The 22677-nt window shown below is 61.4% G+C and carries 21 protein-coding genes and 1 pseudogene; 11 read left to right on the top strand and 11 right to left on the bottom strand.

Annotated features, from left to right (window positions below):
* Positions 1–30: 30 nt before the first annotated feature.
* Both NO877_RS04435 and NO877_RS04430 read right to left on the bottom strand, forming a co-directional pair.
* On the bottom strand, positions 31–690 hold the full coding sequence (locus NO877_RS04435) for an HVO_0476 family zinc finger protein (protein ID WP_256395100.1): 660 nt from the start codon (positions 688–690) through the stop codon (positions 31–33).
* A 76-nt stretch (positions 691–766) separates the two neighbouring features.
* A complete protein-coding gene (locus tag NO877_RS04430) occupies positions 767–1717 on the bottom strand; it encodes an aminopeptidase (protein WP_256395099.1) in 951 nt (316 codons plus the stop codon).
* A 120-nt stretch (positions 1718–1837) separates the two neighbouring features.
* On the opposite strand from NO877_RS04430, the gene NO877_RS04425 reads away from it, so the two are divergent.
* The gene (locus NO877_RS04425) at positions 1838–2584 is read left to right on the top strand and encodes a CPBP family intramembrane glutamic endopeptidase (RefSeq protein ID WP_256395098.1); all 747 of its coding nucleotides are present in this window, start codon (positions 1838–1840) and stop codon (positions 2582–2584) included.
* A gap of 27 nt (positions 2585–2611) precedes the next feature.
* Here the strand turns inward: NO877_RS04425 and NO877_RS04420 are convergent, their stop codons facing one another.
* Together NO877_RS04420 and NO877_RS04415 are read right to left on the bottom strand one after the other, a co-directional pair.
* Positions 2612–3070, bottom strand: coding sequence for an NOB1 family endonuclease (locus tag NO877_RS04420; RefSeq protein ID WP_256395097.1), 459 nt, complete (start codon positions 3068–3070; stop codon positions 2612–2614).
* Positions 3071–3073: 3 nt separating this feature from the next.
* Entirely contained in the window at positions 3074–3319 is a 246-nt protein-coding gene (locus NO877_RS04415) for a PRC-barrel domain-containing protein (RefSeq protein WP_256395096.1), read from the bottom strand.
* 239 nt (positions 3320–3558) lie between these two features.
* On the opposite strand from NO877_RS04415, the gene infB reads away from it, so the two are divergent.
* From infB to NO877_RS04380, 7 genes are all read left to right on the top strand, one after another.
* Entirely contained in the window at positions 3559–5346 is a 1788-nt protein-coding gene (infB, locus tag NO877_RS04410; RefSeq protein WP_256395095.1) for a translation initiation factor IF-2, read from the top strand.
* A 218-nt stretch (positions 5347–5564) separates the two neighbouring features.
* The gene (locus NO877_RS04405) at positions 5565–6998 is read left to right on the top strand and encodes an extracellular solute-binding protein (protein ID WP_256395094.1); all 1434 of its coding nucleotides are present in this window, start codon (positions 5565–5567) and stop codon (positions 6996–6998) included.
* Positions 6999–7046: 48 nt separating this feature from the next.
* Positions 7047–8042, top strand: coding sequence for a carbohydrate ABC transporter permease (locus tag NO877_RS04400; protein ID WP_256395093.1), 996 nt, complete (start codon positions 7047–7049; stop codon positions 8040–8042).
* Positions 8039–8977: a carbohydrate ABC transporter permease gene (locus NO877_RS04395; protein WP_256395092.1), complete on the top strand. Its 939-nt coding sequence runs from the start codon at positions 8039–8041 to the stop codon at positions 8975–8977. Before NO877_RS04400 ends, NO877_RS04395 begins: the two co-directional genes overlap by 4 nt.
* Positions 8977–10173, top strand: a complete 1197-nt coding sequence (locus tag NO877_RS04390) for an ABC transporter ATP-binding protein (RefSeq protein WP_256395091.1) — start codon at positions 8977–8979, stop codon at positions 10171–10173. The genes NO877_RS04395 and NO877_RS04390 overlap by 1 nt, the downstream gene beginning before the upstream one ends.
* Before the next feature lie 136 nt (positions 10174–10309).
* Positions 10310–10573, top strand: coding sequence for a DUF8015 family protein (locus NO877_RS04385; protein ID WP_256395090.1), 264 nt, complete (start codon positions 10310–10312; stop codon positions 10571–10573).
* A gap of 179 nt (positions 10574–10752) precedes the next feature.
* A complete protein-coding gene (locus NO877_RS04380) occupies positions 10753–11016 on the top strand; it encodes a DUF8015 family protein (protein WP_256395089.1) in 264 nt (87 codons plus the stop codon).
* Positions 11017–11046: 30 nt separating this feature from the next.
* On the opposite strand, the gene NO877_RS04375 is transcribed toward NO877_RS04380, so the two are convergent.
* The 4 genes from NO877_RS04375 to pepF form a co-directional block, all read right to left on the bottom strand.
* Positions 11047–11424 (bottom strand): DUF5811 family protein, encoded by a 378-nt coding sequence (locus NO877_RS04375; RefSeq protein WP_256395088.1) that lies wholly within the window; start codon positions 11422–11424, stop codon positions 11047–11049.
* A gap of 81 nt (positions 11425–11505) precedes the next feature.
* Positions 11506–11985 carry a pyruvoyl-dependent arginine decarboxylase gene (locus NO877_RS04370; RefSeq protein WP_256395087.1) on the bottom strand — a complete coding sequence of 160 codons (480 nt, stop codon included), beginning with the start codon at positions 11983–11985 and terminating at the stop codon, positions 11506–11508.
* Between the two features lie 45 nt (positions 11986–12030).
* Positions 12031–13254, bottom strand: a complete 1224-nt coding sequence (pan2, locus tag NO877_RS04365; protein ID WP_256395086.1) for a proteasome-activating nucleotidase Pan2 — start codon at positions 13252–13254, stop codon at positions 12031–12033.
* 146 nt (positions 13255–13400) lie between these two features.
* Positions 13401–15200: an oligoendopeptidase F gene (gene pepF / locus NO877_RS04360; protein ID WP_256395085.1), complete on the bottom strand. Its 1800-nt coding sequence runs from the start codon at positions 15198–15200 to the stop codon at positions 13401–13403.
* A gap of 261 nt (positions 15201–15461) precedes the next feature.
* Between pepF and NO877_RS04355 the strand changes: the two genes are divergently transcribed.
* On the top strand, positions 15462–16064 hold the full coding sequence (locus NO877_RS04355; protein WP_256395084.1) for an OsmC family protein: 603 nt from the start codon (positions 15462–15464) through the stop codon (positions 16062–16064).
* A gap of 12 nt (positions 16065–16076) precedes the next feature.
* Here the strand turns inward: NO877_RS04355 and truA are convergent, their stop codons facing one another.
* Complete coding sequence (gene truA / locus NO877_RS04350; protein WP_256395083.1) at positions 16077–16913, bottom strand: tRNA pseudouridine(38-40) synthase TruA; 837 nt, start codon at positions 16911–16913, stop codon at positions 16077–16079.
* Positions 16914–17053: 140 nt separating this feature from the next.
* Between truA and NO877_RS04345 the strand changes: the two genes are divergently transcribed.
* Entirely contained in the window at positions 17054–18571 is a 1518-nt protein-coding gene (locus tag NO877_RS04345) for a sulfatase (RefSeq protein WP_256395082.1), read from the top strand.
* A 237-nt stretch (positions 18572–18808) separates the two neighbouring features.
* Positions 18809–19735 (top strand): hypothetical protein, encoded by a 927-nt coding sequence (locus tag NO877_RS04340; RefSeq protein ID WP_256395081.1) that lies wholly within the window; start codon positions 18809–18811, stop codon positions 19733–19735.
* Positions 19736–19835: 100 nt separating this feature from the next.
* Here NO877_RS04340 and NO877_RS04335 read toward each other — a convergent pair.
* Positions 19836–20052: pseudogene (locus NO877_RS04335) on the bottom strand (IS1595 family transposase); the annotation flags it as partial.
* 325 nt (positions 20053–20377) lie between these two features.
* A complete protein-coding gene (locus NO877_RS04330) occupies positions 20378–22522 on the bottom strand; it encodes a right-handed parallel beta-helix repeat-containing protein (RefSeq protein WP_256395080.1) in 2145 nt (714 codons plus the stop codon).
* Positions 22523–22677 lie beyond the last annotated feature (155 nt).

Genomic DNA, 22677 nt, shown 5'->3' with positions numbered 1-22677 from the left:
TGGACGGTCTTTAACGGTCGGACCTGTCGGCTACCACGCCGACCACGCGCTGGTGGTCTCGTCGGTGCCGTAGATCCGTTTGATGTCCTTGGCGTAGACCATATCGCCGCGCTCGTCGAACTTGTCGAAGCGGTAGCCCTCGGCGTCGTCGCGGACGAAAATCCCGGTGATCGTGAATTCGTCGTCGCCGAAGGAGTCGGTCTCGCCGACGGTGAACTCGTAGTCACCGGGGACGTTGACCTTCAGGCTCCTGGTGTCGTCCCGCGAGCCGTCCTTGGGGTGGAGGGTCACGTTGACGCCGACGTTGTCGACCGCGCGCGTCCAGACGGTTTCGACGTCTTCCATGATCGCGCTCTCGAAGCGGGCGTCGCTGTCTGTGAGTTCGAGGCCAGTCACCCGGACCTGCAGGATCGCCTCGGGGGTGTCGACGATGAACTCGTCGCCGACTTCGACCGTCTCGTTGGGGTCGGCTTCGAGCCGCGTGCTGAAGGAGTCGCCGTCCTGGGAGACGATGACCTTCTTGTCGACCGCGGGCGTCGACTCGATTTGGGTCTTGTGGACGTGGCTACACTCGCTACACCGGACCGTCACGTCGCCGCCGGGTTTCAGCACCTCGTGGACCGTTTCCTCGCGTGGTGAACAGGAGGGACAGGTGAGTGCCACCCTGTCACCGGCGTCTATGTCGCTCATAGGCGGTTCTCCGAGGGCGGCGGGTAAAAAGTCGTGCTTGTCGAGGCGGTATGGGGGTAGCTACCGTAGCGGACTCCTATTCGGGTAACTCGATCTCGACACCATCGACGTAGACGGTTGGCTCCCGGAGAATCCCGTCGAGATGCAGCGGAGCCTCCGTCTCGCCGCCGATCGAGGCGTTGTCGCCGATGGCGATGTGGACAGTTCCGGCGGCCTTCTCGTCTAAGAGAACCGAGCCGACCAGCTCGTCGACGCCGACGTTCGTTCCGATCCCGAGTTCGGCGAGGTTGTAGGCGTCCTGTCCGGCCTCCTCAGCAGCGGTCTCGATCTGTGCGCGGATCTCGTCGTCACTGATCTCGGTCACATAGCCGTCTTCGACCTCAAAAGTGAGTTGATGGTCGGCATCCAGGAGACCGTGAGGTCGCATCGTCCCATCGACGACGTAGGTGCCGGTCGCACTCTCGGGGCTGACGAACACCTCGCCAGCCGGGAGGTTCGAAAAGTCACCCGGCTCGTGGACGATTCCGGTATCGAGGTGCCACTCGCGGTCGGCGATTGCGAAGGTGATGTCGGTGCCCTGCGGCGAGGTGACGCGGATCTCGTCGGCTTCGCGGACCTGCTCGTGGACTGTTTCGGAGTGGGCGGCGATCGCCTCGTAGTCGGCATCGAGGCCGGTTACGAAGACGTCCTCGGTAATCCCGGGGAGCGTGGCACCGCGGGCACCGGCCTCACAGGCCGCGCCGCGGGCGCGGGTGTGGCTGAGGCTTTTGGTCGTCGGAGCGAGGAAGACGTCGGCCTCCCGAAACGCCGCCGCGATGGGTTCGGGCGGCTCCGCGCCGTGCTGTGGGCCCGGCGGGTAGCGGACGATCACGGGGTCGTCGGTGATTTCGCTGGCGACAGTGTACAGCATCTCGCCGATTCGCTCACGCTTGTCGTCGGTGATGATCAGGCAGGTCTCCTCGCTGCCGAGGTCGTGACACTGGGTGAGTGCCGTTTCGGCGGCGGCTCGAAGGTCGGAATCGGTCATACAGGCCATTGCCGTCGACGCGGGTTAGCAGTTACTGTGTTTGATTCGGCGAACACACTCGTGGGTGGTCGTCGGCAACCGGTGTGCATAACATCCTGTTGACCGTAGCGGGCCGTAGTGATGGAACAGGCATCAGCACAGCCGACACCGGGGAATCGCCTCCAACACATCGGCGAAGCGATTCTCGTCATTGTCGGTGCCTATCTCGCTGCGAGCCTTGCGGTGACTGTCTTCGATCCACTAGTGACCGCTGCGGTCGGTGGTTCGGCCTCGACCAACGCGGTTCGGATCGTCCAGACCGTGTTGCAGTTCGTGACGATGATCGCCGTCGTCGTGGGGTACGGACGGCTCGTCGACACCGAGCGACTGATCAGGGCAGTCGTCCCCAGCCCTCGCGGCGTCGGGGTTATCGTCGGCGGAACCGTCGTACTGTTGGGCGGCCAGTATCTTATCAATCGGCTGCTCGAAGCGATCGACCTCTCGCCGGGGGCTAATCAGGCTGTGCTGGCGGGGGCTGGCGACCCGGTGTACTATCTCGTGATGATCGTCATCTCGCTGCTGTTCGTGGGTCCGGCCGAGGAGCTGTTGTTCCGGGGGGCCGTCCAGGGGCGACTCCGCGAGTCGTGGGGCGCGTGGCCAGCGATCGTCGCCGCGACGGTGCTGTTCGGGCTGATCCACATTCCCGCGGTGAGCGGCGGGTTCGGGGCCCAGCTCTCGTATGCGCTGCTGGCCGGGGTGCTCGGTATCGTGCTCGGCTATCTCTACGAGTACACCGACAATATCGTCGTTCCGGCGGTGACCCACGGCTGCTACAACGGGACGCTGTTCGCAGTCCTGTATCTGGGTGAGATCGGCTATATCGGTTGAGGGGTCACGAAACGGTCGACAGCCGAATCAGGCCGGGTTTTTCCGCGTGAGGTCGCTGCCGCAGATCGGACACCGTTCGTGGTCGTCGTCGAAGGTGCGGCCACAGCCGCCACACTGGAACTGCCACTCCCGCTGCTCGGTGATCCCGTCCCGGGCGATCACCTGGACGGCGACGTTGAGCCGCTCGGCGACGTTCTGCATTGCGTAGTCGTCGGTGACCAAGGTGCCGTCGAGTTCGAATGCGGCGGCCACAAGAAGGAGATCGGTCTCGGAGAGTTCGTCCGCGTCGCCGGTTTCGGTGGCAACCCGCTGGACTTTTTCGGCGGTGCCGTCGGCGGGGATGTGAATGTGCATTCCCGCACCCTCCTCGGCATCGAATCGGAAGGCGTGTTCACCCTCTAGTTCCTCGTGGACCTGTGGCACCGACGCCGTGTCATCGTCGGTATGATACTCGTGAATAAAAGCCGACGTGTCGAGAATTTCCATGCGTTAGCGAGAGACGACGATGTAGTCTTTGACGGCCTGAACGCCACTGATCGGGATCTTGAGCCGACCGGCGTCGTCGGCCTCGAATCCCGAGGAGTGTGCCGAAATCCCCTCGTTGGGGACGACAAGCAGGTTTCGGAGCCCGCCCGTCTTCATCTCCATCGTAATGTTGTACAGGTCCCCGAGTTCGGTTCCATCCGCCCCCATCACCGCTTTCCCGGAGAGGTTTTCGGCGAGTATGTCTACCATACCTCTGCTAACCGGACGGAATTATATAAACGCCACGGGGACTGTCTGACGGTCGTCTGTCGCAACCACGATCCCGACGACTCCGGCGTGTCGGGATCGAACAGTCTGTGGCGACAGCGGTACAGCACCCCACTCGCGTCCATCACTATAGCCCGAAGACGGGATGAACCGGAAGTTGAAACACTTAACACCGACGCCCCACTGGATTCCTGTAAAGCGACCTTTTGAGGTTTTATCCCATGTCTGATCAAGCCCACTCGTTACGTACACCCATCGTTGCCGTCCTCGGCCACGTCGACCACGGCAAGACCAGTTTGCTCGACAAGATCCGCGGCTCGGCGGTCAGCGACGGCGAAGCCGGGGCGATCACCCAACACATCGGTGCGACAGCCGTCCCGCTCGATACGATCTCCGAGATGGCTGGCTCGCTGGTCCAGCCCTCCGATTTCGATCTCCCCGGACTCCTGTTCATCGATACTCCTGGACACCACTCGTTTTCGACGCTCCGCGCGCGTGGCGGCGCGCTCGCCGACATCGCGATCCTCGTCGTCGACGTCAACGACGGCTTCCAGCCCCAGACCGAGGAGGCCATCGACATCCTCCAACGGACGGGGACGCCTTTCGTCGTCGCTGCCAACAAGGTCGATACGACCCCGGGGTGGAACCCGGTCGAGGATTCGCCGATCAAACCCAGCTACGACGGCCAAAGCGACGCTGCCCGCAGCCGGCTCGACGAGAACCTCTATGAGCTGATCGGCCAGCTCTCCGACCGGGATTTCTCGGCGGACTTCTACTGGCGGGTCCAGAACTTCCGGAACAACATCGGCGTCGTCCCCTGTTCGGCGCTCACCGGCGAAGGCGTCCCCGACATCCTCGCCGTGCTGATGGGCCTCTCCCAGCGGTTTATGAAAGCCGAGATGGAGATCGACGTCGAGGGCCCCGGCGAGGGGACCGTCTTGGAGGTCAAGGATCAACAGGGGTTCGGAGCCACCCTCGATGTGGTCGTCTACGACGGAATCATCCGCGAGGGGGATACGATCGTCGTCGGCGCGAGCAACGAGCCGATCGTCACCGAGGTCCGGGCGCTGCTCCAGCCGCGGCCGAACGCCGAGATCCGGGTCGAAAAACAGTTCGAACAGGTCGACAGCGTCGGGGCGGCCGCCGGTGTCAAGATCGCCGCGCCGGATCTCGACAACGCGATCGCTGGCGCTCCCGTCCGGGTCGTCCGCGACCGACCGGAGGAAGACGTGGTCGAGGAGGTGAAGGCTGAACTCGCCGAGATCGAAGTCGGCACTGAAGAGGAGGGCGTCGTCGTCAAAGCCGACACCCTCGGCAGTCTGGAGGCGATGGCCAACGCCCTCCAGGAGGCCGAAATACCGATCCTTCGGGCCGAGGTCGGCGATATCGCTCCGCGTGACGTGGCGGTTGCGGGCACGGCCCGGGAGGCCGAGAACAAAGCCATTCTCGGTTTTAACGTCGATGTGCTGCCGAACGCCGAGCGCGAACTCGAACAGGCCGAAGTGCGGCTGTTCAGCGATGACGTGATCTACCAGCTGGTCGAAGAGTACGACGAGTACGTCGAGGAGATGAAACGCTCCCAGCAGGAAACGATTCTCGACAAGATCATCCGCCCGGCGCGGTTCCAGATCCTCCAGGACCACACCTTCCGCCAGTCCGACCCCGCCGTAGTCGGGGTTGAAATCATGTCCGGGACGGTCAAGAACAACGCCAACGTCGCCAAATTCGAGAACAACGAGCCCGATCGGGTCGGCCAACTGTCGGGCATCCAGCTGCAGGGCGATGACGTCTCGGAGGCCCGGGCTGGCCAGCGTGTGAGTCTCGCTATCGACGGGCCGACAGTGGGCCGACAGATCGAGGAGGGCGACGAGCTGTGGATCGACCTCCCCGAAAAGCACGCCAAAATCCTCGAACAGGAGCTTTCCGACGAGATCCCGGCCGACGAGCTTGAGGCGCTGTCGGGCTATTTAAACAAGCGCCGGAAACGCGATCCGTTCTGGGGCAAATAGCAGCGCTTCGAGAGCCGCTGTGAGGCGGTTCGGCACCGAGACCTGTTTTAAATCACAGAGGAGGCAAATATCCCTAACAGCGTCACGATCCATCGCCTCGCTCCTGGTGTCGTCCGCTGGTCGATGTGACCGGAACTGTCATTTCTAATATAAATAATCGCGATATTGAAACTGATGGCAAAAACATTTATGATTAATCATGTTAGAAATCTATTCATATGGTACAGGAGAGAAAAAAGAGCCAAAAGACACGTCCTGGACCAGTATCCAGACGCCGGTTCGCTCGGATAGCCGGAACGGCTGGCGTGGCCTCGATCGCGGGCTGCTACGGTGCCAGCGGGAGCGAGGGTGTCGAAATCCTGGGCAACCAGAACCTCGCCCAGAACATGGACGTGCAAGCGTTCTACGACGCGGGAGTCTCCGAGAACATCAGCATCGAGATCACCGCCGGCCCCGAGGATACCGACGCACGGGCCGAAGAGTTCGTGACGTTGCTCGATGCCCAACAGGAAAAGCCGGACATCATGGTGATGGACAACGGGTGGACGATTCCGTTTATCGTCCGGGAGAGTATCGTCAATCTCGAAGCGGAGATGGACAGCGAGTTCATCGATCGGGTCAAATCCGAGAGCTTCGAGATGCTCGTCGAGACCGGAAGCCATCCCGACACCGGCGAGCTGTGGGCGATTCCCTTCTTTCCCGACTTCCCGACGATGCACTACCGCAAGGACCTGTTTCGGGACGCAGGCTACACCGACAGCGAGTTCGACCGGTGGTCGACCGACCCACCCTCCTGGAGCGAGTGGAGCGCCAGCGTTGCGGAGGTCCACGACAGTGCCGACGTCGACTACGGCTACGTCTGGCAGGCCGACAGCTACCCCGGCCTCTCGTGTTGTACGTTCAACGAACTCATGTCGAGCTACGGCGGGGCGTACTTCGGCGGCCTCGATACCCTCTTCGGGCCGGTCGGTGATCGGCCCGTGACGGTCGAAGAAGAGCCAGTTATCGAGGCGCTCAACGTCGCCCGCGACATGGTTACTGGCAGTAGCGAGGCCTCGCAAGACATTGCGCAGTGTTCGCCCAACGTGGTGTTCGGCTGGACCGAACAGGAGACCGACGGCGCGTTCGTCGGCGATACGAATGCAGTGGCGATGCGCAACTGGACCTACACGATTCCGCTGGCCGAAGACCAGTTCGAAGGCGGCCAGGAGTTAGGTGTGATGCCGATGCCGTACGGTGTCCCGGAGGGCGAAGCCGCTTACGAGGGACTCGGTGGCACGGCCGCGGCACTGGGTGGGTGGCTGGTGGCGGCCAATCCCAATACTACCGATCTGGGGTCGACGCTGGAGGTCCTCCGGGCGTTCCACTCCGAGGAAATCCAGGCCGCACAGTTGAACGGGCCGGGGTTCCTCCCCCATCAGCCGGATCTCGTCGAGAGTCTCGCTGGCGAGCATCCAGCTTTCGGCGACTACTCCGAGACGCTGCGAATCGCAGGTGATAACACCGTCGCGCGACCGGTGACGCCGGTCTGGTCACAGCAGTCCCAGGAAGCCTACCAGGACATCAACGACGCCCTCCAGGGCCGGAAGCGCCCAACCGAGGCAATGAGCGATTTGGAAGGCGCGTTCATCGACTTGGAGAACATCTCGTGAACACTCGATCCACAACCATGCACCAACCAAATCCCAGGGGAACGGACCATGGCGACTGAACAGCGACAACAGCAACAGGGCTGGAATCCAGTCTCACGCGTCCTCAACTGGATGGAGCAGTTGAGCGAGGAGGCCTACGCCTATCTCCTCTTGGCACCGGCGTTTCTGGTGTTGTTCACGATCGCACTCTGGCCGCTGTGGCGAACGTTCAGAGTCTCGCTGTTCGCGGACAATCTGTTCGGTGCGGCCAAAACCGGCGAGTTCGTCGGCCTCCAGAACTACATCGAGGTCCTCACCAACCAGAACCCACTGCTATCACGACCACTGATCGACCTCACTGGCGGCACGCCGTTCTTCCGCCAGGCACTGTTGGTCACGCTCGCGTTCGCCGTCATCAGCGTCGTCTTCGAGACCCTGATCGGCTTCGGACAGGCCTACATCATGTCCAAAGAGTACCGCGGTCGGCGCTGGGTTCGCGTCGCGATCATCCTGCCGTGGGCGATCCCGATCGTCATTCAGGGAATGCTGTTCTTCCTGCTGTTCAACCCGTCAGTTGGGTTCCTTTCCGATCCATTACAGGCGATCGGGCTGTTCGGCTCAAACCCACTGACCAGCAGCACGAACGCGTTCGTGATCGTCACTGTCGCCGACATCTGGAAGACCTCAGCGTTCATGGCACTGCTGATCCTCGCGGGAATGCAGAGTATCGACAAAAGCCTCTACGATGTCGCAGAGGTCGCTGGCGCGTCGCCGTGGCAGCGGTTCCGCCACATCACCCTCCCGCTGATCTTCCCGGCGCTGATGGTCGCGATGCTGTTCCGCACCATCGACGCCATGCGAATCTACGGGATCATCGAAGCCTCGGGGGCTGGCTGTGGCACGGTTCCGTCGCTGTCGTGCCTGGTCGTCGACACGATGTTCGGCGTCACCCAGGCCTACGCCTCGGCGGCGACGATCGCGTTCATCACGGCGTCGATTATCGCCCTGGTGATCGGCGGCTACCTCGTCGTACTCAAGCTTAGTCCAGAGGGGTCCTACCAATGAGTCAACCAACAGGAACCGAGCGTTCGGATGACGAAACGCGTGGTCCACTCAGCAACTGGGTCGACAGCGCGATCAAGAACCCGAAGAAGGTCTACCGCGCGATGTTTTACGTGGTCGTGATCTTCTTCCTGTTTACCACGCTGTTCCCACTCTACTGGCTGACGATGATCGCACTCTCCAATAGCAACCGCGTCAGCGAGGGTGTCGGTCTCCTTCCTGCTGGATTCGACCCCAGTTCGTTCGTCGAAATCTTCCAGCAGATCCCGCTGCATCTCTATCTGTTCAACAGCTTCGTGTTCGCGACGCTGACGACGATCTTCGTGCTGATCGTCGCCAGCCTCGCGGGCTACGCCTTCGGTCGACTCGAATTCCGCGGCAAGCGCACGCTGCTGTTGACGGTGCTCATAATCAGCTTCTTCCCACCGGCGGCGTTCTTTATACCGCTGTTCCAGCTGTTCACCCAGCAGATCGCCTTCCTAGGACTGACACCGCCGGAACTGTACAGCACGCCCGGCGGCGTCGTCGTCCCCCTGAGTGCGATCTTCATGCCGCTGGCGATCTTTATTCTCACTACCTTCTACAGTCAGATCCCCGATGGGCTCGAAGACGCCGCCCGCATCGAGGGGACGACCCGGCTCGGCGCGCTGTTCCGGGTCATCATCCCGCTGTCAGCACCCGGTGTCGCCACGGCGGGGATTCTGACATTCATCGCGGTCTACAACGAATTCTTCTTTTCGTTCCTGATGACTGGCACGGCGGCCCAGGATTGGGCCCCGATTGTCGACGGCATCATCTCCTACCAGTCGCAGTTCCAGGTCCGGTACGACCTGATGGCAGCCGCCAGTATCGTCGCGGTCGTTCCCGTGGCGATTCTGGTCGTCGTGGCACAGGAAAAGATCGTCAGCGGACTCACCTCCGGAGCACTGAAAGAATAATGGCAACCATCACCCTCCAAGACATCAGAAAAAAGTACGGCAGCGACGTAGCGATAGAAGGCATCAACCTCGACATCAGGGACGGCGAGTTTGTCACGCTCGTCGGCCCCTCGGGCTGTGGGAAGTCGACCACGATCGAAATGATCGCGGGGTTGACCAAACCCACCAGCGGCACCGTCTCGATCGGTGAGCGTGACGTGACGGCCCTCCCGCCGAAGGATCGAGGGATCGCGATGGTGTTCCAGAACATCGCGTTGTTTCCCCACAAAAACGTCTATGACAACATCTCCTTCGGCCTGCAGTTGCGGAACTTCGATAAAGCGGAGATGGATCGACGCGTCGAGGATGCCGCCAACACGGTCCAGCTCTCCGGGATGCTCGACAGAATGCCCAGCGAGATGTCCGGCGGCCAGCGCCAGCGCGTCGCTATCGCCCGGGCGATCGTTCGGGAGCCTGACGTGTTCCTGATGGACGAGCCGCTGGCAAACCTCGATGCCGAGTTGCGGGTCCATATGCGGACCCAACTCCAGCGCATCCACAACAAGCTAGATACGACCATCGTCTACGTTACCCACGATCAGGCTCAAGCCATGACGATGTCGGATCGGATCGCGGTCCTCAACGACGGTGAACTCCAGCAGATCGATCCACCATTGGTCTGTTACCACGAGCCAGCCAACCGGTTTGTGGCTGGCTTCATCGGTTCGCCCGCGATGAACTTCATCAGCGGCGAAATAACCACGGACGGGTTCCGCTCGGATTCGGGACACGGCGATGTTGAGTTCGATCCGGCAGCGATCGGGGTCCAGGCTGGTCAGGACGTGACTCTCGGGGTACGACCGGAACACGTGATTCCGGTCGACGAGGCCGTCGGCGACGTGACCGATACCATCGAGACCTACACCGACGTCATCGAGCCGATGGGCGACGAGATATTCGTCTATCTCGTCACCAGCAAGGGCGAAACGGTCGACATGGAAGACCCCAGCGCCAGCGGCCAGATCCTGATGAACGTCGGCCCCGGCACTGACGTGGCGGAAAACCAGGAGCTGTCGGTTGTCTTCGACAAAACGAATCTGCATCTGTTCGACGCCGAAACTGAGGAAGCACTCGCCCACGGGCTCTCCGAGCCGGTGCGGGTCGACACCAGCGTCGACACCAGTGCAGACTCCGAGGTGAGTAGTGACGACGACTGAGGTGTGTGTGCCACCGACGGTACTGTCGGCAGAGCGGAACGCGGATCCGACCCGTTTGCGTAGAGTCCGTAGAGCACCCGCGCCATAGTATATAAGTAATCTGACTGCAATATATACAGAGTGGGTGAATCAGTATATGACTACGCAACCACGGTTTCGTACTGCGTTTCGAGGCGGACAGCTCACCGAGTTCGATCTCCTGTTGGCGGCGATTCCTCTCATGCTGCTGGCAGGGATTGTGAGTGCATACCTGCTGCCGGTCCCATCGTTCGTCGGGATCACATTGGGTGCAGCACTGGCTGGAACTCTCGTCGGCTACGGTATCTACGCCATCATGCGACTCCAGCCGCCCACCAACACGAAGTCGACGTTCGATGAGCGAGTAAACCGCCTCGACTGACCCCCCTGTTTCACCCTGTTTAGAAGTGTGTGACCGATTCGCTACACCAACAGCCGACAGTAGCGACGCCGGTCACGTGCCGACAGGCAGCTGGCCTTGAACGGTGACTGCTGGCGGGTCGTGTATAAGAATATAAGTATGGTGGGCAGTACATTATATCTAATTAGGTGGCTCGGTGGATGGCGCAGACCCAACACACGGTCGACGAGACGAGACCGGAACGGAACTGTTCGGAGTTCGATCTCCTGCTCGTAGCGATCCCACTGGCGCTGTTGGCAGGCGTCGGGAGCGTCGTCCTCTTCCCGATCCCACAGTTCGTCGGCGTCACGCTCGGTGCGGCTGTCGCTGCGTGCCTCGTGGGCTACAGCATCTACGCCATCGCACAGTCGGCATATATGAGCGCGGAAGAAACCGCAGGTAGCCACCACACGACAGCTGAGTAAAAACAGTCCCGTCGAGCCTGTTCGATCGTGTTATCGGCCGGTCGGCGTGATCCCGTCGCCGACAGCGTCCATGACCTGCATCACGGCACTCGCTGCCAGCCCCTGGGCGACTTCCTGCTGGGTATCCGGATCGAGGCCGCTTTCGAGCTCGTCCGGATCGGGCGAGTAGCCCGCCGTGACCGGATGGCCCGCCGGTGGATCGACGGCCACCGTCGCGGTCGCCCCACTGCCGTAGGTCAGCTCGGAGCCGACCTGATACCCCTCGGGGAGATACGATTGAGTCTCGTCGACGATACCCGCAACCGCGACTCGGAGGGCATCTTTTTGCCCCACAGAAAGATCCTCCGCGCTCGTCGACTGACCCCCACCAACCGGTGTCCCACCTGCTCCGGTATAGTTTCCGTTCATATGAATTGTAGCTACAGTTGGGGAGACGGTCGTAAAAAGGCGTCGCCGCATCACACAGCCGTCTGAGCGACCACAACGGCACTACAGGATCGGCTCGCTCTCGCCGTAGGCTGCCAACACGACGGCGGCCGTGTACTGGCCTGCGACCGGTTCGACAGTCGAGAGATGGACGTCCCGGTCGGTGATCGTCCACTCCCGAAGCTCACAGCCAGCCGCAAGCCCACGCCGGATTTCGGCCTCCACCGCTTCGGGATCGTCCCCCGAGGCCTCGTAGAACAGTCCTGGACCGGGGCCGGTCGCCCAACCGATACCAGTAGTAATCGCTTCGGCGCTACTCTCGGGCCCGGCGACGGTCTTGCCCTGGACGACCGTCAGCCGGTTGCCCGCCGGGCCGAGATCCGGAGCCTCGTCGACGACTTCCAGGCGGCCGTCGGCCGGGATCACCGACGACACGGTGATCAGATTGTAGTTGTGGAGGTTCGCGTCGGCAAGCGCAGCGTCGTAGGCCGACATTTCGGTCGGTGCGACGCCGACCCCGCCCGCGACGTGAATCGTACTCATTACTGTCGGTGGACGCCGACGGGGGTAATCGGTTACGAATCGAGACTAGTACTGGTAGCGCACGACGCCGTGTTCGGTCTCGCCGCGGTCGAGTTTCTCGCGGGCGTGGTCGATGTCCTCGCGGGTAACGGTCGTCCGGTCGTTGCGGATCGCGAACATCCCGGCCTCGGTGACGAGGCTCTCGATGTCGGCCCCGCTGTAGTCGTCGAGTTCCTCGGCGAGTTCGGCGAAGTCGATATCGGGGTCGACGTTGATCTCGCGGCTGTGGATCTCCAGGATCTTCTCGCGACCCTCGGGGCCGGGTTTCGGGACCTCGATGAGGCGGTCGAACCGGCCGGGCCGGAGGATCGCCTCGTCGAGCATATCGAAGCGGTTCGTGGCGGCCATAATCCGGATCTCGCCGCGGTCGTCGAAGCCGTCCATCTCCGAGAGTAGCTGCATCATCGTCCGCTGGACCTCGGCGTCGCCGGAGGTTTTCGAGTCGGTCCGCCGGGAGGCGATGGCGTCGATCTCGTCGATGAAGACGACCGCGGGCTCCTCTTCGGCGGCCAGCTGGAACAGGTCCCGGACCAGCCGCGCGCCCTCGCCGATGAACTTTTGAACGAGTTCGGAGCCAGTCATCTTGATAAAGGTCGCATTGCTCTCGTTGGCGACGGCTTTCGCCAGCATCGTCTTGCCGGTTCCCGGCGGGCCGTGGAGCAACACACCTGACGGCGGCTCGATGCCGACCGCGTCGAACTGCGCGGGGTTATCGATGGGGTCTTCGACGGCCTCCCGGACCTCCCGGACCTGTTCGTCGATGCCGCCGATATCGTCGTACTTCACGTCGGGCGACTCGGTGACCTCCATCGCCTGGGCCCGGGAGTCGGTTTCGTCATCCAGGACCATCTGGACGCCGAACGATTCGTTGATCGCCACCCGGTCGCCGTTTTCGATCTCCTCGTAGAGCTGCGGGGAGACCTCGGTGAGGACCTCCTGGTTGTTGCCGTGCTGTTTGATGATGACGCTCCCGTCATCGGTCAGCTCCTCGACGCTGGCGATGTAGAGCGCCGAGGTTTTGAGCGCCTCGTTGCGCTCTTTGAGCTGGGAGACCTCCTCTTGGAGCTCGCTTCGGCGGTCGGTGGCCTCGGCCAGCCGGTCGTCGAGCTCCTCGTTGACCTCGACGAGCCGACGGAAGTGTTTACGGATCGCATCGAGCCGCTCGGCTGTCGACATATCGGGATCGAGGTCCAGCCGTGGACGGTCGGGAAGCGACGGGCTACGTGACATTTGTTGGCTGTGGTTAGTGCCGGGCGTAAATGGGCCTTTGGGTCTCGGGGAATGTTCGGGCCGCCCAGCAATCGGCACACCTCCCCGAGACCAGCCCTCGGGCAATCGACCGGCGTCAGTAAATCGATCGGCGTCAGTAGGGAGGGCTACCGAAGCTCGTCGACGCGGTCGAGGTAGTCGCCGTACACCGACAGCGCCGACTCGATCGGATCGGGCGAGGTCATATCGAGGCCCGCGATATCGAGGGCCTCAATCGGATAGACGCTGCCGCCCGCCCGGAGCATCTCGCGGTAGGCCGCGGCCCCGTCGCCACCCGTCTGGCCGTCTTCGAGGATTCCCTCGACGATCGCAACCGCCGCCGAGATGCCGGTCGCATACTGGTAGACGTAGAAGTTGTAGTAGAAATGTGGAATCCGCTGCCACTCGCGTTGGATGTGGTCGTCGACCGCCGCTGGCTCGTAGTAGGCTCCTTTGAGATCGCCATACAGCTCGTCGAAGACGTCGGGCGTCAGCGGCTCGTCGTTCTCTGCGCGCTCGTGGATCTGCTGTTCGAACTCCGCGAACATCGTCTGCCGGAAGAGGGTCGAACGGAAGCGTTCGAGATACTCATCCAGGACGTGCAGGCGAAGTTCGTCGTCGTCGACGGTCTCCAGGAGATGGTGGGTCAGCAGCGTCTCGTTGACCGTCGAGGCGACCTCGGCGACGAAGATCTCGTAGCCCGCGTCGTGCCACGGCTGGGCCTCCTGGGCCAACTCCGAGTGCATCGAGTGGCCCAACTCGTGAGCAAGAGTAAACATCGAGGCGATGTCGTCCTGGTAGTTCATGAGGATGAACGGCTGGGTGTCGTAGGTGCCCGAGGAGAACGCGCCCGAGCGCTTGCCGCGGTTCTCGTAGACGTCGACCCACCGACTTTCGAGGCCTTCGGCCATTCGCTGTTGATAGGCGTCGCCTAACGGTTCGACGGCCTCGACGATCCAGTCTTTGGCCTGTTCGTACTCGATATCCGGCCCTTCCTCGCCGGTCAGCGACATATAGAGGTCCCACGGCTGGAGCTCGTCGACGCCGAGTGCGTCGCCTTTGAGTTCGGCGTGGCGGTGGAGGAGATCGAGGTTCTCGTGGACGGTGTCGACGAGCGTATCGTACACTTCCGTCGGAACGTTTGGGCCGTCGAGGGCGGCCTCCCGGGCGGTCTCGTAGTTGCGGGCACGGGCAACTTTGACGTCCTTCCGGATCTGCTTTTTAAGCGAGGTACCGACCGTGTTTCGGACGTTCTCCCACTCGTCGTAATACTGCTCGTGGACCTGTTTTCGGAAGCTTCGGTCCTCGTGTTTCAGCAGTTTCGTGAAATTTCCCTGGCTGATTTCGATCTCCTCGCCGTCGGGGTCTTCGACAGTCGGGAACGTCATATCGGCGTTGGCCAGCATCGAGTAGATGTCGCTCGGCGAGCTGGTGACTTCGCCCAACTCCGCGAGCAGTTCCTCGACCTCCGCCGAGCGGGTGTGCGGTTTGGCACGCAGCACGTCATCAAAGAACTGGTCGTAGGCCGCGAGTTCCGGCACCTCGTCGACGTATTCCTCGATGTCGGCTTCGGTCAGCTCCTGGAGCTCCGGTTCGATGTAGGAGACCGCACTGGATGCCTCCGAGGACAGCGCCTGGGCTTTCCCCGAAAGCGCCTGATACTCCTGGTCGCGGGTGTCTTCGCTGGCCCGGAGGTTGGCGTACACCCCGAGTTGAGAGACCTCACGCATGATCTCTTCGCGGAGTTCCAAGAGCTCCAGGAGTGTCTCGGAACTCTCCGTAACCCGTCCCTCGTAGGCGGTGAGCTCCTCGATCCGCCCGGAGACCGTCTCGAAGTGGTCCGCCCAGGCCTCGTCGGACTCGAAGATGCTTTCGAGTGCCCATGTGTGTTCGTCCGCCAGCTCCGACCGTTCGGGAACCGTACTCATGGGCAACGGAAGGCCGACAGTGAGTGTAAGTCTTGTTACTCGGACGGTTGCGGCGGTTGTGATTTGCAGTAGTCCCCGACCGAACTGCACACGGGGAGTATCGAGCCAGAACGCAGAGAGAGTCACACATACAACGTGTCGGCTCGAATCGAGTAGGAGCCAGTTCCGCGACGCGTTGTGTGCTGATCCGACAGCTATCGGTCGAAACCACGTAACTACGGTTAGGCTCGTCGGACTCATCTCTCACGACAGGTGTCCCCAATGGCAACAGAAGAACACACACCCGAAACCAGCCACGGCATCAACGTCGGCAGCCATCTCGAATTCATCGACTGGATGGCTTCGAACCCCGACGATGCCGCGGTCACGTTCAGCGCAACCGGGACGAGCGAGGACGTCATCAACCGCACGACAGCGACGATCAGCGAGTGGGAACTCGGCGGTGAACGCATGGGTGAGGACCGAGCCCACCCCATCCGGTTCGGCCTGCCACCGGAGATCGAAGAGGCGATGGGCTACACCGAACTCGAAGACCGACAGGAGTCGATCGAGGTCGCACTGGCAGCCCTCACGGCGTGTATCAACGGGACGATCGGCTACAACGCTGTGCGCGAGGGGCTCGACTTCGACGAGGTCGAAACGAGAGTGAGCGTCCCGGTCGACCTCCGCGTGCTGTTCGGCATCCACGACGTCGACCGTGCCGACGAGATGTACGGCGATATCCACCTAGAGGTGACTGTCACAGCACCAGATCTCTCTCCCGAGGAGATCAAACAGCTCTCGACCTACCCGGCCCGGTCGCCGACCTACAATCTCATCATGGGTGCCCAGACCGACGAGATCGACCTGACAGTGAACACGTAGCTGTCTTCACCCCTATTTTTCCGTGAGCCGGTCGACAACTGTCCGGGAAACACGCCCACGGGCGAGTGCCTCGATTGCCCGCTCGCCGAAAGCAACCGCGCCGCTGTCGACGGCCTCCGGATCACGCTTGAAGTCGACACTCCGATACCGAACGTCCGAGAGGACGAGCGGCTCCGGTGGTGCAGGCGGTGGCCGCGGGTCGACCGGTTCGGGGCCGAGGAGATCGTCGACCCAGTCGGCCGATCGCTCGCCGCTGCCGACGATCCGAACCACCGACGCCAGCCGCCGGACGAGCTCGCGGGCGAACCCCCCCGCAGCGACCTCGACTACCAGCCACTCGCCGTCGCGGTCGACACGCCCCGATAGCCCACGCCGAGTCCCGTGGTCGTCGGATGTCAGGTTGTGAAAATCGTTGTATCCACAGAGCACATCGAGTGCCGCGGTGGTCCGCTCGTCGTCGACCGGGGGCCGACCATCGAGGCTTCGGCTCTCCTTCTGGGGTGCATATAAATAGTAGGTGTATACTCGGCGAACCGCGTGGTGGGTGGCATGGAACTCGGGGGCGACATCGGCGCTGGCCCACGCCCGGATCGTGCCGGGGAGTTCGCTGTTGAGCGCCCGCGGAGTTAGCCAGTCGGGACACTCGAAGGCAACCGTCTGAGCGACCGCCGACACTCCGGCGTCGGTTCGGCCCGCCGCCGCATACCCCTCTGGCCGGTGGGCGTCGCTCGGTAGTACCGACAGCGACCGGAGCGCCGCGAACAGCGTCCCCTCGACGGTCGGCACGTCGGGCTGGCGCTGAAAGCCGTAAAACGGGCGGCCATCGTAGGCGAGACGGAACGCACGCATTGGGGAATCTCCGGTCCCGCAGTTTAAATACTCCGTGAGCCGCAGCCGGGAGCGTCAGTGTCGGCGTCGATCCTGCCGGATACACGTGGTCAGTGTTCTGCAACTACTGCCTTACGACGAGTTGGCGTACTGTGTATACCATGTCCCCCGACAGCAGCCCCCGGTCGACGACGGACCCCCATGATCTCGGCGACGGGGACGACCGGCCAAACGTCGTTCTCGTCGTCATGGACACCGCGCGGGCGAAGGAAACCGTCCCCGCGGCGTCCCGAATTACCCCCACACTGGCGTCGCTGGCCGCCGCCGGAACCGAGTTCACCCGCGCCTACACCAGTTCGCCGTGGACGCTCCCCTCCCACGCCTCGCTGTTTACCGGACTGTACACCGCCGCCCACGGAGCCCACGGCGGCCACACCTATCTCGATGCCGACCACGAGACAGTACCGGCGGCCTTCCAATCGGCAGGCTACGAGACGGTCGGCGTCTCGAACAACTGCTGGATCACCGGCGAGTTCGGCTTTGATCGTGGCTTCGATCGGTTTCGGAAGGGCTGGCAGTACATTCAGTCCGATGTCGACACCGGCGCAGTCGTCCGAGCCAGCGGCGTTAGTGAGCGACTAACGTCGTTCAAAGACCAGTTGCTCGCGGGGAATCCGGCGATCACGCTGGCAAACGTTGCCTACGAACGGTATCTCTGTGGCGACAACGGGGCTGCCCGGACGACTGACTGGATCACCGAGTGGCTTGCCGACCGGCAACACAGGCGCACCGACCAGCCGTTTTTCCTGTTCTGTAACTACATCGAGCCACATATCGAGTACGATCCACCCCGGGAGTACGCCGAGCAGTTCCTCTCGCCAACGGCGGTCGACGAGGCGCTCGGACTCCGACAGGACCCGCGGGCCTTCGACGTCGGCGAGTACGACCTCTCCGAGCGGGAATGTGAGCTACTCCGCGGACTCTATCGGGGCGAGCTCGCCTACGTCGACGCCCAGCTCGGTCGGCTCCGTGATTCGATTCAAAAAGCGGGCGAATGGGAGAACACGATTTTCGTGGTGCTCGGCGATCACGGCGAAAACATCGGCGAGTACGGCTTTTTCGGTCATCAGTACAACCTCCACGAGACGGTCGTTCACGTCCCGCTTGTCATCACTGGCGGTCCGTTTCAGGACGGTAGCCAGCGCGATGGGTTCGTCCAACTGCTCGATCTCGTCCCGACGCTCCTGGAGACGGCCGGTATCTCGGCCCCCGAGTTGGCGATGCAGGCACAGGGCCAGTCGTTCCACCCGCGGTCGGCGACCACTCCCCGAGACGCAGTCTTTGCCGAACATATCCAGCCCCAGCCCGCGGTCGACTCGCTGGAAGCCAGATTTGGCGAGCTTCCCGACCGGGTTCGTGGCTTCGATCGGTCGCTCCGGTCGGTGCGAACCGAGGGGGCAACGTATATTCGAGGGTCGGATGGCTCACAGTGGCTCTATCTGGCCGCCGATGGCGACGAACATCACAACCGGGCCGACCAGCGACCCGCACTCGCAGCCCAACTCGACACCCGGCTTGACGACTGGCTGGGCACCGTCGAGCGGGATCATACCCCCGAGACTGCAGTCGAGATGAGCGCCTCGACCGAACAGCGGCTGGCCGATCTGGGCTATCTCTGAACAGCCTCTGCGATCCGAGAGAACGGGTGGGTAGAGAGTGTCTACGAAGCGGTAGACAACACCTACTGGACCGGGAGTTCGAACAGCCCAACAGGGACACGGCGTATTCGGGCGGTTATACGGAGGGTAGCTAAACGACCGAACGGTGTAGCCAGCGGTGGGAGTGTCACTCTCGATGCGCCATCGAGGACTCCAATCCTGTCGAGGCGTGCCGAGTGACACCACGAACAACCACCAATGTCACAGCTACATCCACGAGTCTGGGAGCGCAGTCGGGTCGGTTTCGCCGTCCTCCTGTGTCTCAGCCTCATCGGCAGTATCGTTGCCCCTGCAGCCGTTGCAGCCCAGGGCGAAACCAATGCAGTGAACGTCACCGAGGACGCCTACACCGAGCCAGCGCCGGAGCCCGGCGACGAGTACTTCGAGGCCGCAGCCGACGACGGGAGTTGGGTGAGCTACGTCAACCCCCGCGACGAGTACCGCGATCCGTATCTCGGCGACGGCTCCGGAAAGATCTGCACCGTCCTGCTCAACGAAGCGGGCGAGCCGATCGTCGGCGAGACGGTGCCGAACACGACGGTCACGATCCCGACCGGCGAGACGCTAGAGTGGCACAGTAGTGCCGATCCGATGACCGTCGAGTACCCGCTCACCGAGCACTACGAACGACCGCTCGATGCCGATCAGTTCGGGACCAGCGATGACGTCGCCCAGGGCGACGGCCGCATGGATAGCCACTGTATCGAGTTCCACGGACCTGCCATCGGCGACGAAATCGAGTACGGCGAGGCCACCGTCGACGGCGATCACGCCGACGAGATCGAGGTCGTCGGCTACATCCAGCGGGACGGCTACGCCTGGGAGACGGATATCGACCCCATCGACGCGGCGACCTCATACGAGGATGCTGGCGGTGGATGGACGTTTCGCGAATCGGAGTCACACGGACAGGTCGTTGTCGTCCTCCAACTCACATCGGACGAGTCAGCTGAAAACGGAACCGCAGCGGGCGTCGAGGCGGCTGAATCGACAGCAGACAACGGCACCGAGGCGAACGGCGCTGACGACGCTGCGACGGCCGACGAGGCTCCAGGATTCGGAATCGTCGGCGGTCTTGTTGCGATATTCTCGTTGGTCGTCGGGGCTCGCCTGAGTCATCGGTAGTCGACGGCGTTCGATTTTTCACTACGATGCTGATTACGTAGCTGAATATTGACGCCAATCACCTCCCATCAACGAGCTGTCTGTGAGGCTCTTGCATAACTCAGTAAAACACGTTGATCGCAAAGCAGTCAATGAGCTCACTCAACGGTATTCAGCGAGTTCACTGTCCGTACGAACCCGTCGAACGGACTGCTTCAATCCGGGCGAGAGCCCACAAAACTTCTGCAGCCACGGTTCACGAGTGACCAGATACATTCGACTTGGTTGACGAGGACGCCCTCATCAGTGACGAACTCTTCGGAGTGTGGAACGGTTTTCTCGTTGTCAGAGACGAGTGCCACGTACCCGCGACACCTGTCATGCCGGGGTGAGCGATTTGGCTGATTAAGCAGCGTATCTACGTAGAGTACGAAGGTGATGATAACCTCGTCGAGCGTTCGTCCTTCGAAGAGTGTGTTGCGAGTAACAGTGAATGTGTGTCGGTTGGTTGTTCACACCCAGACACGTTCTACGAGATGTCGTGGTTCCTACCGCTGTTTCACCGAGTTCGGGAAGAATCGTTCGTGATCTCTGCCTCACGAAAAATACAGATAGAGAGACACCATCGGTAACGTATGGTGTCGGGAGTTAGCGGACTCTCGTCTAGTCGTCTCTCACGATTGCGCCACCGTTGAACGAGGTGACATCTCCTGGCGGATCGAAGCTGTTGTCATCCAGCACAGAATCCAGATCCAGATCTCCAGTTTCGTCGATGATGTAGAATTCATCGTCGTCAGTACTGTCTCCGGAGAACTCGTTCGATTCGATGATAATTGTCGCTGCGTCCGCATCTGCCCCTACGATGATGTGGGTGGGTCCAAAGAAGTTATCCGGAGTCGTCGTCTCGATGTCAGAAATGGAATTGTCTTCGATTGTGACATTCGAGGGGCCGGTAGTGCTAGCGCCACCTCGAGCCAGCGAAATAACCTGAGTGAAGCCACCGGGATCGCCACCAGCGGTATTACCCTCGGTGTTCAGATCACTGATGTCATTGTCACTGATCTCACCGGAAACATCGCCATTGAATCGGACCGCAACTGTCGAGCGCGTGTCGAGCAGGTTGGAGATTGTATTGTTTTTGACCGTCACGTCGGTGATCTGTGTGCCGGATTCGTCGATCAGGATCGCTTGCACAGCACCTTGGTCTTCGTCAGTCCCTTCGAGGTCGCTGATTTCGTTGTTATAGATCTTGATCCCGCTGGTGCCGTCATTCGCCAGAATTCCGATTGCGTTCGCGTCGTCGTTCTCTGTTCCAATCTCGGTGATCTCATTATTTTTTATACGCACGTTCTCAGTTCCGGCACTGACAGTTATCCCGACGGCCCCACCGAAGTCGCCCGGATTAGCCGAGATCCCACTTGCCGGATTTCGTATTTCGAGGCCGTCAATCGTTACGCCGTCGGCTTCAATGCTGAATGCAGAAGTGGCGTTCACCTCAACAATCGGTTTTTCGAACCCTTCTATCGTTAGGTTCTCTACGTCGACTACAACCGTCTCGGCGGGTTCCTGGTCCTCGCAGACGATAATCGTATCGCCCTCATTGGCGTCGTCGACCGCCTCCTGGATCGTCTCGTAGCTTTCTTGTTGGGTTTTGTTGACCACTGGCCCGTCGAGATCGCTAGTATTCTCGGCTTCACCGACAACGTGGCCCTGATAGAACAGTTTGACCGACGCCTTGCAGCGTGGTGCGTCGAGCCAGAACGTCTCGGCACTGGCGGGACCGTCGTGAACCGTGATCGTCCCCGCGGCTCCGGTCTCATAGTTGTAGTAGTTGAACGTCCGATCGAAGTCGGTTCCGTCGTGGAGGTAGAACTCGACTTTCCGTTTCGAGTAGTCGACGTCGTTCACGCTGAACGCGACATCATCTGCGGCGAGACAGTCGCGCTCGGTGTTGCTGGCCTTGACATCGATCTGTTCGCCCTCGTAGAACAGTCGAACGGTCGCCTCACCGCCCGAGCCGGTCGCTTCGACATCGAAGTAGGTCGAGCTCTGTGGCTCGATCAGCACCTCACCGCCACGGTCAGTGTTGTAGACGTCGTACTGAACCGTCACCGCCTTTTTGTTCCAGTTGTCGACGCGGTAGCGTGCCGTGTTGTCGTCGCCGTTGACACAGATCGCCACGAGACCGATGTCGTCGGTGTCGATGTCGCCTTTCTTGTCGTAGTCGGTGGGGTACTTTTTCGCGCAGTCGTTGGTGTTTTTGATCCGCTTGTCGCCGATCTTCACCGAGAGGATCTTGTCGTCGGCGTCGATCGCGTGATCGTAGAACTGGTAGATGTCGAACGTCCAGACGCGTTTCCGGTCGTGGTCGTCCTTCTTTTTATGCTCATCGTCATCATCGTCGTGCTCACCGCAGAGACACTTCTCGTCGTCGTGGTCGTCGTCTTTCTTTTTGTCGTCGTGGTCGTCGTACTCGTCGAGATCGTCCTCGTGATCGTCGCCGTCGTGGATCTCTTTCCACAGCTCGTACGGCAACAACTCCTTTTGCTTGATCGTCTGGCGGATGTTCTCGATCCGCTCGTTTTTGGCGTTGTAGGCTCTGATCGTGATCGGGAGCTCGTCGACGCCCTTCTTCAGATGAACGGCCATCGAGTGGCAGTCCTCGAAGTCGATCTCTTTGATGTACTCGGCCTTTTTCTCGCTCGCGCTGACCGTCCCGGCACTGAGACCAGTGCCGCTGATGATCGCGCCGGTCGCTGCGATACCTCGAAGGCTCGCTCGTCTTGACAGCTTTCGTTCGTCGGACATGGTTGGTCCCCCCAGCCCTGATCGGGCCGGTGAGTGCCGAATACTCACTGGATAAACGTATTGTAATCAGTTACCTACAGGCTTTTATGAGACTACTACTGGAATGACCGATTCGCGTATATAACCACTACCGCTACCTGACAACCACTTCGGCT

The organism is Halohasta litorea (assembly GCF_024494645.1).
Taxonomy (GTDB): Archaea; Halobacteriota; Halobacteria; order Halobacteriales; family Haloferacaceae; genus Halohasta; species Halohasta litorea.
This window is presented reverse-complemented; position numbering and strand designations above follow the sequence as displayed.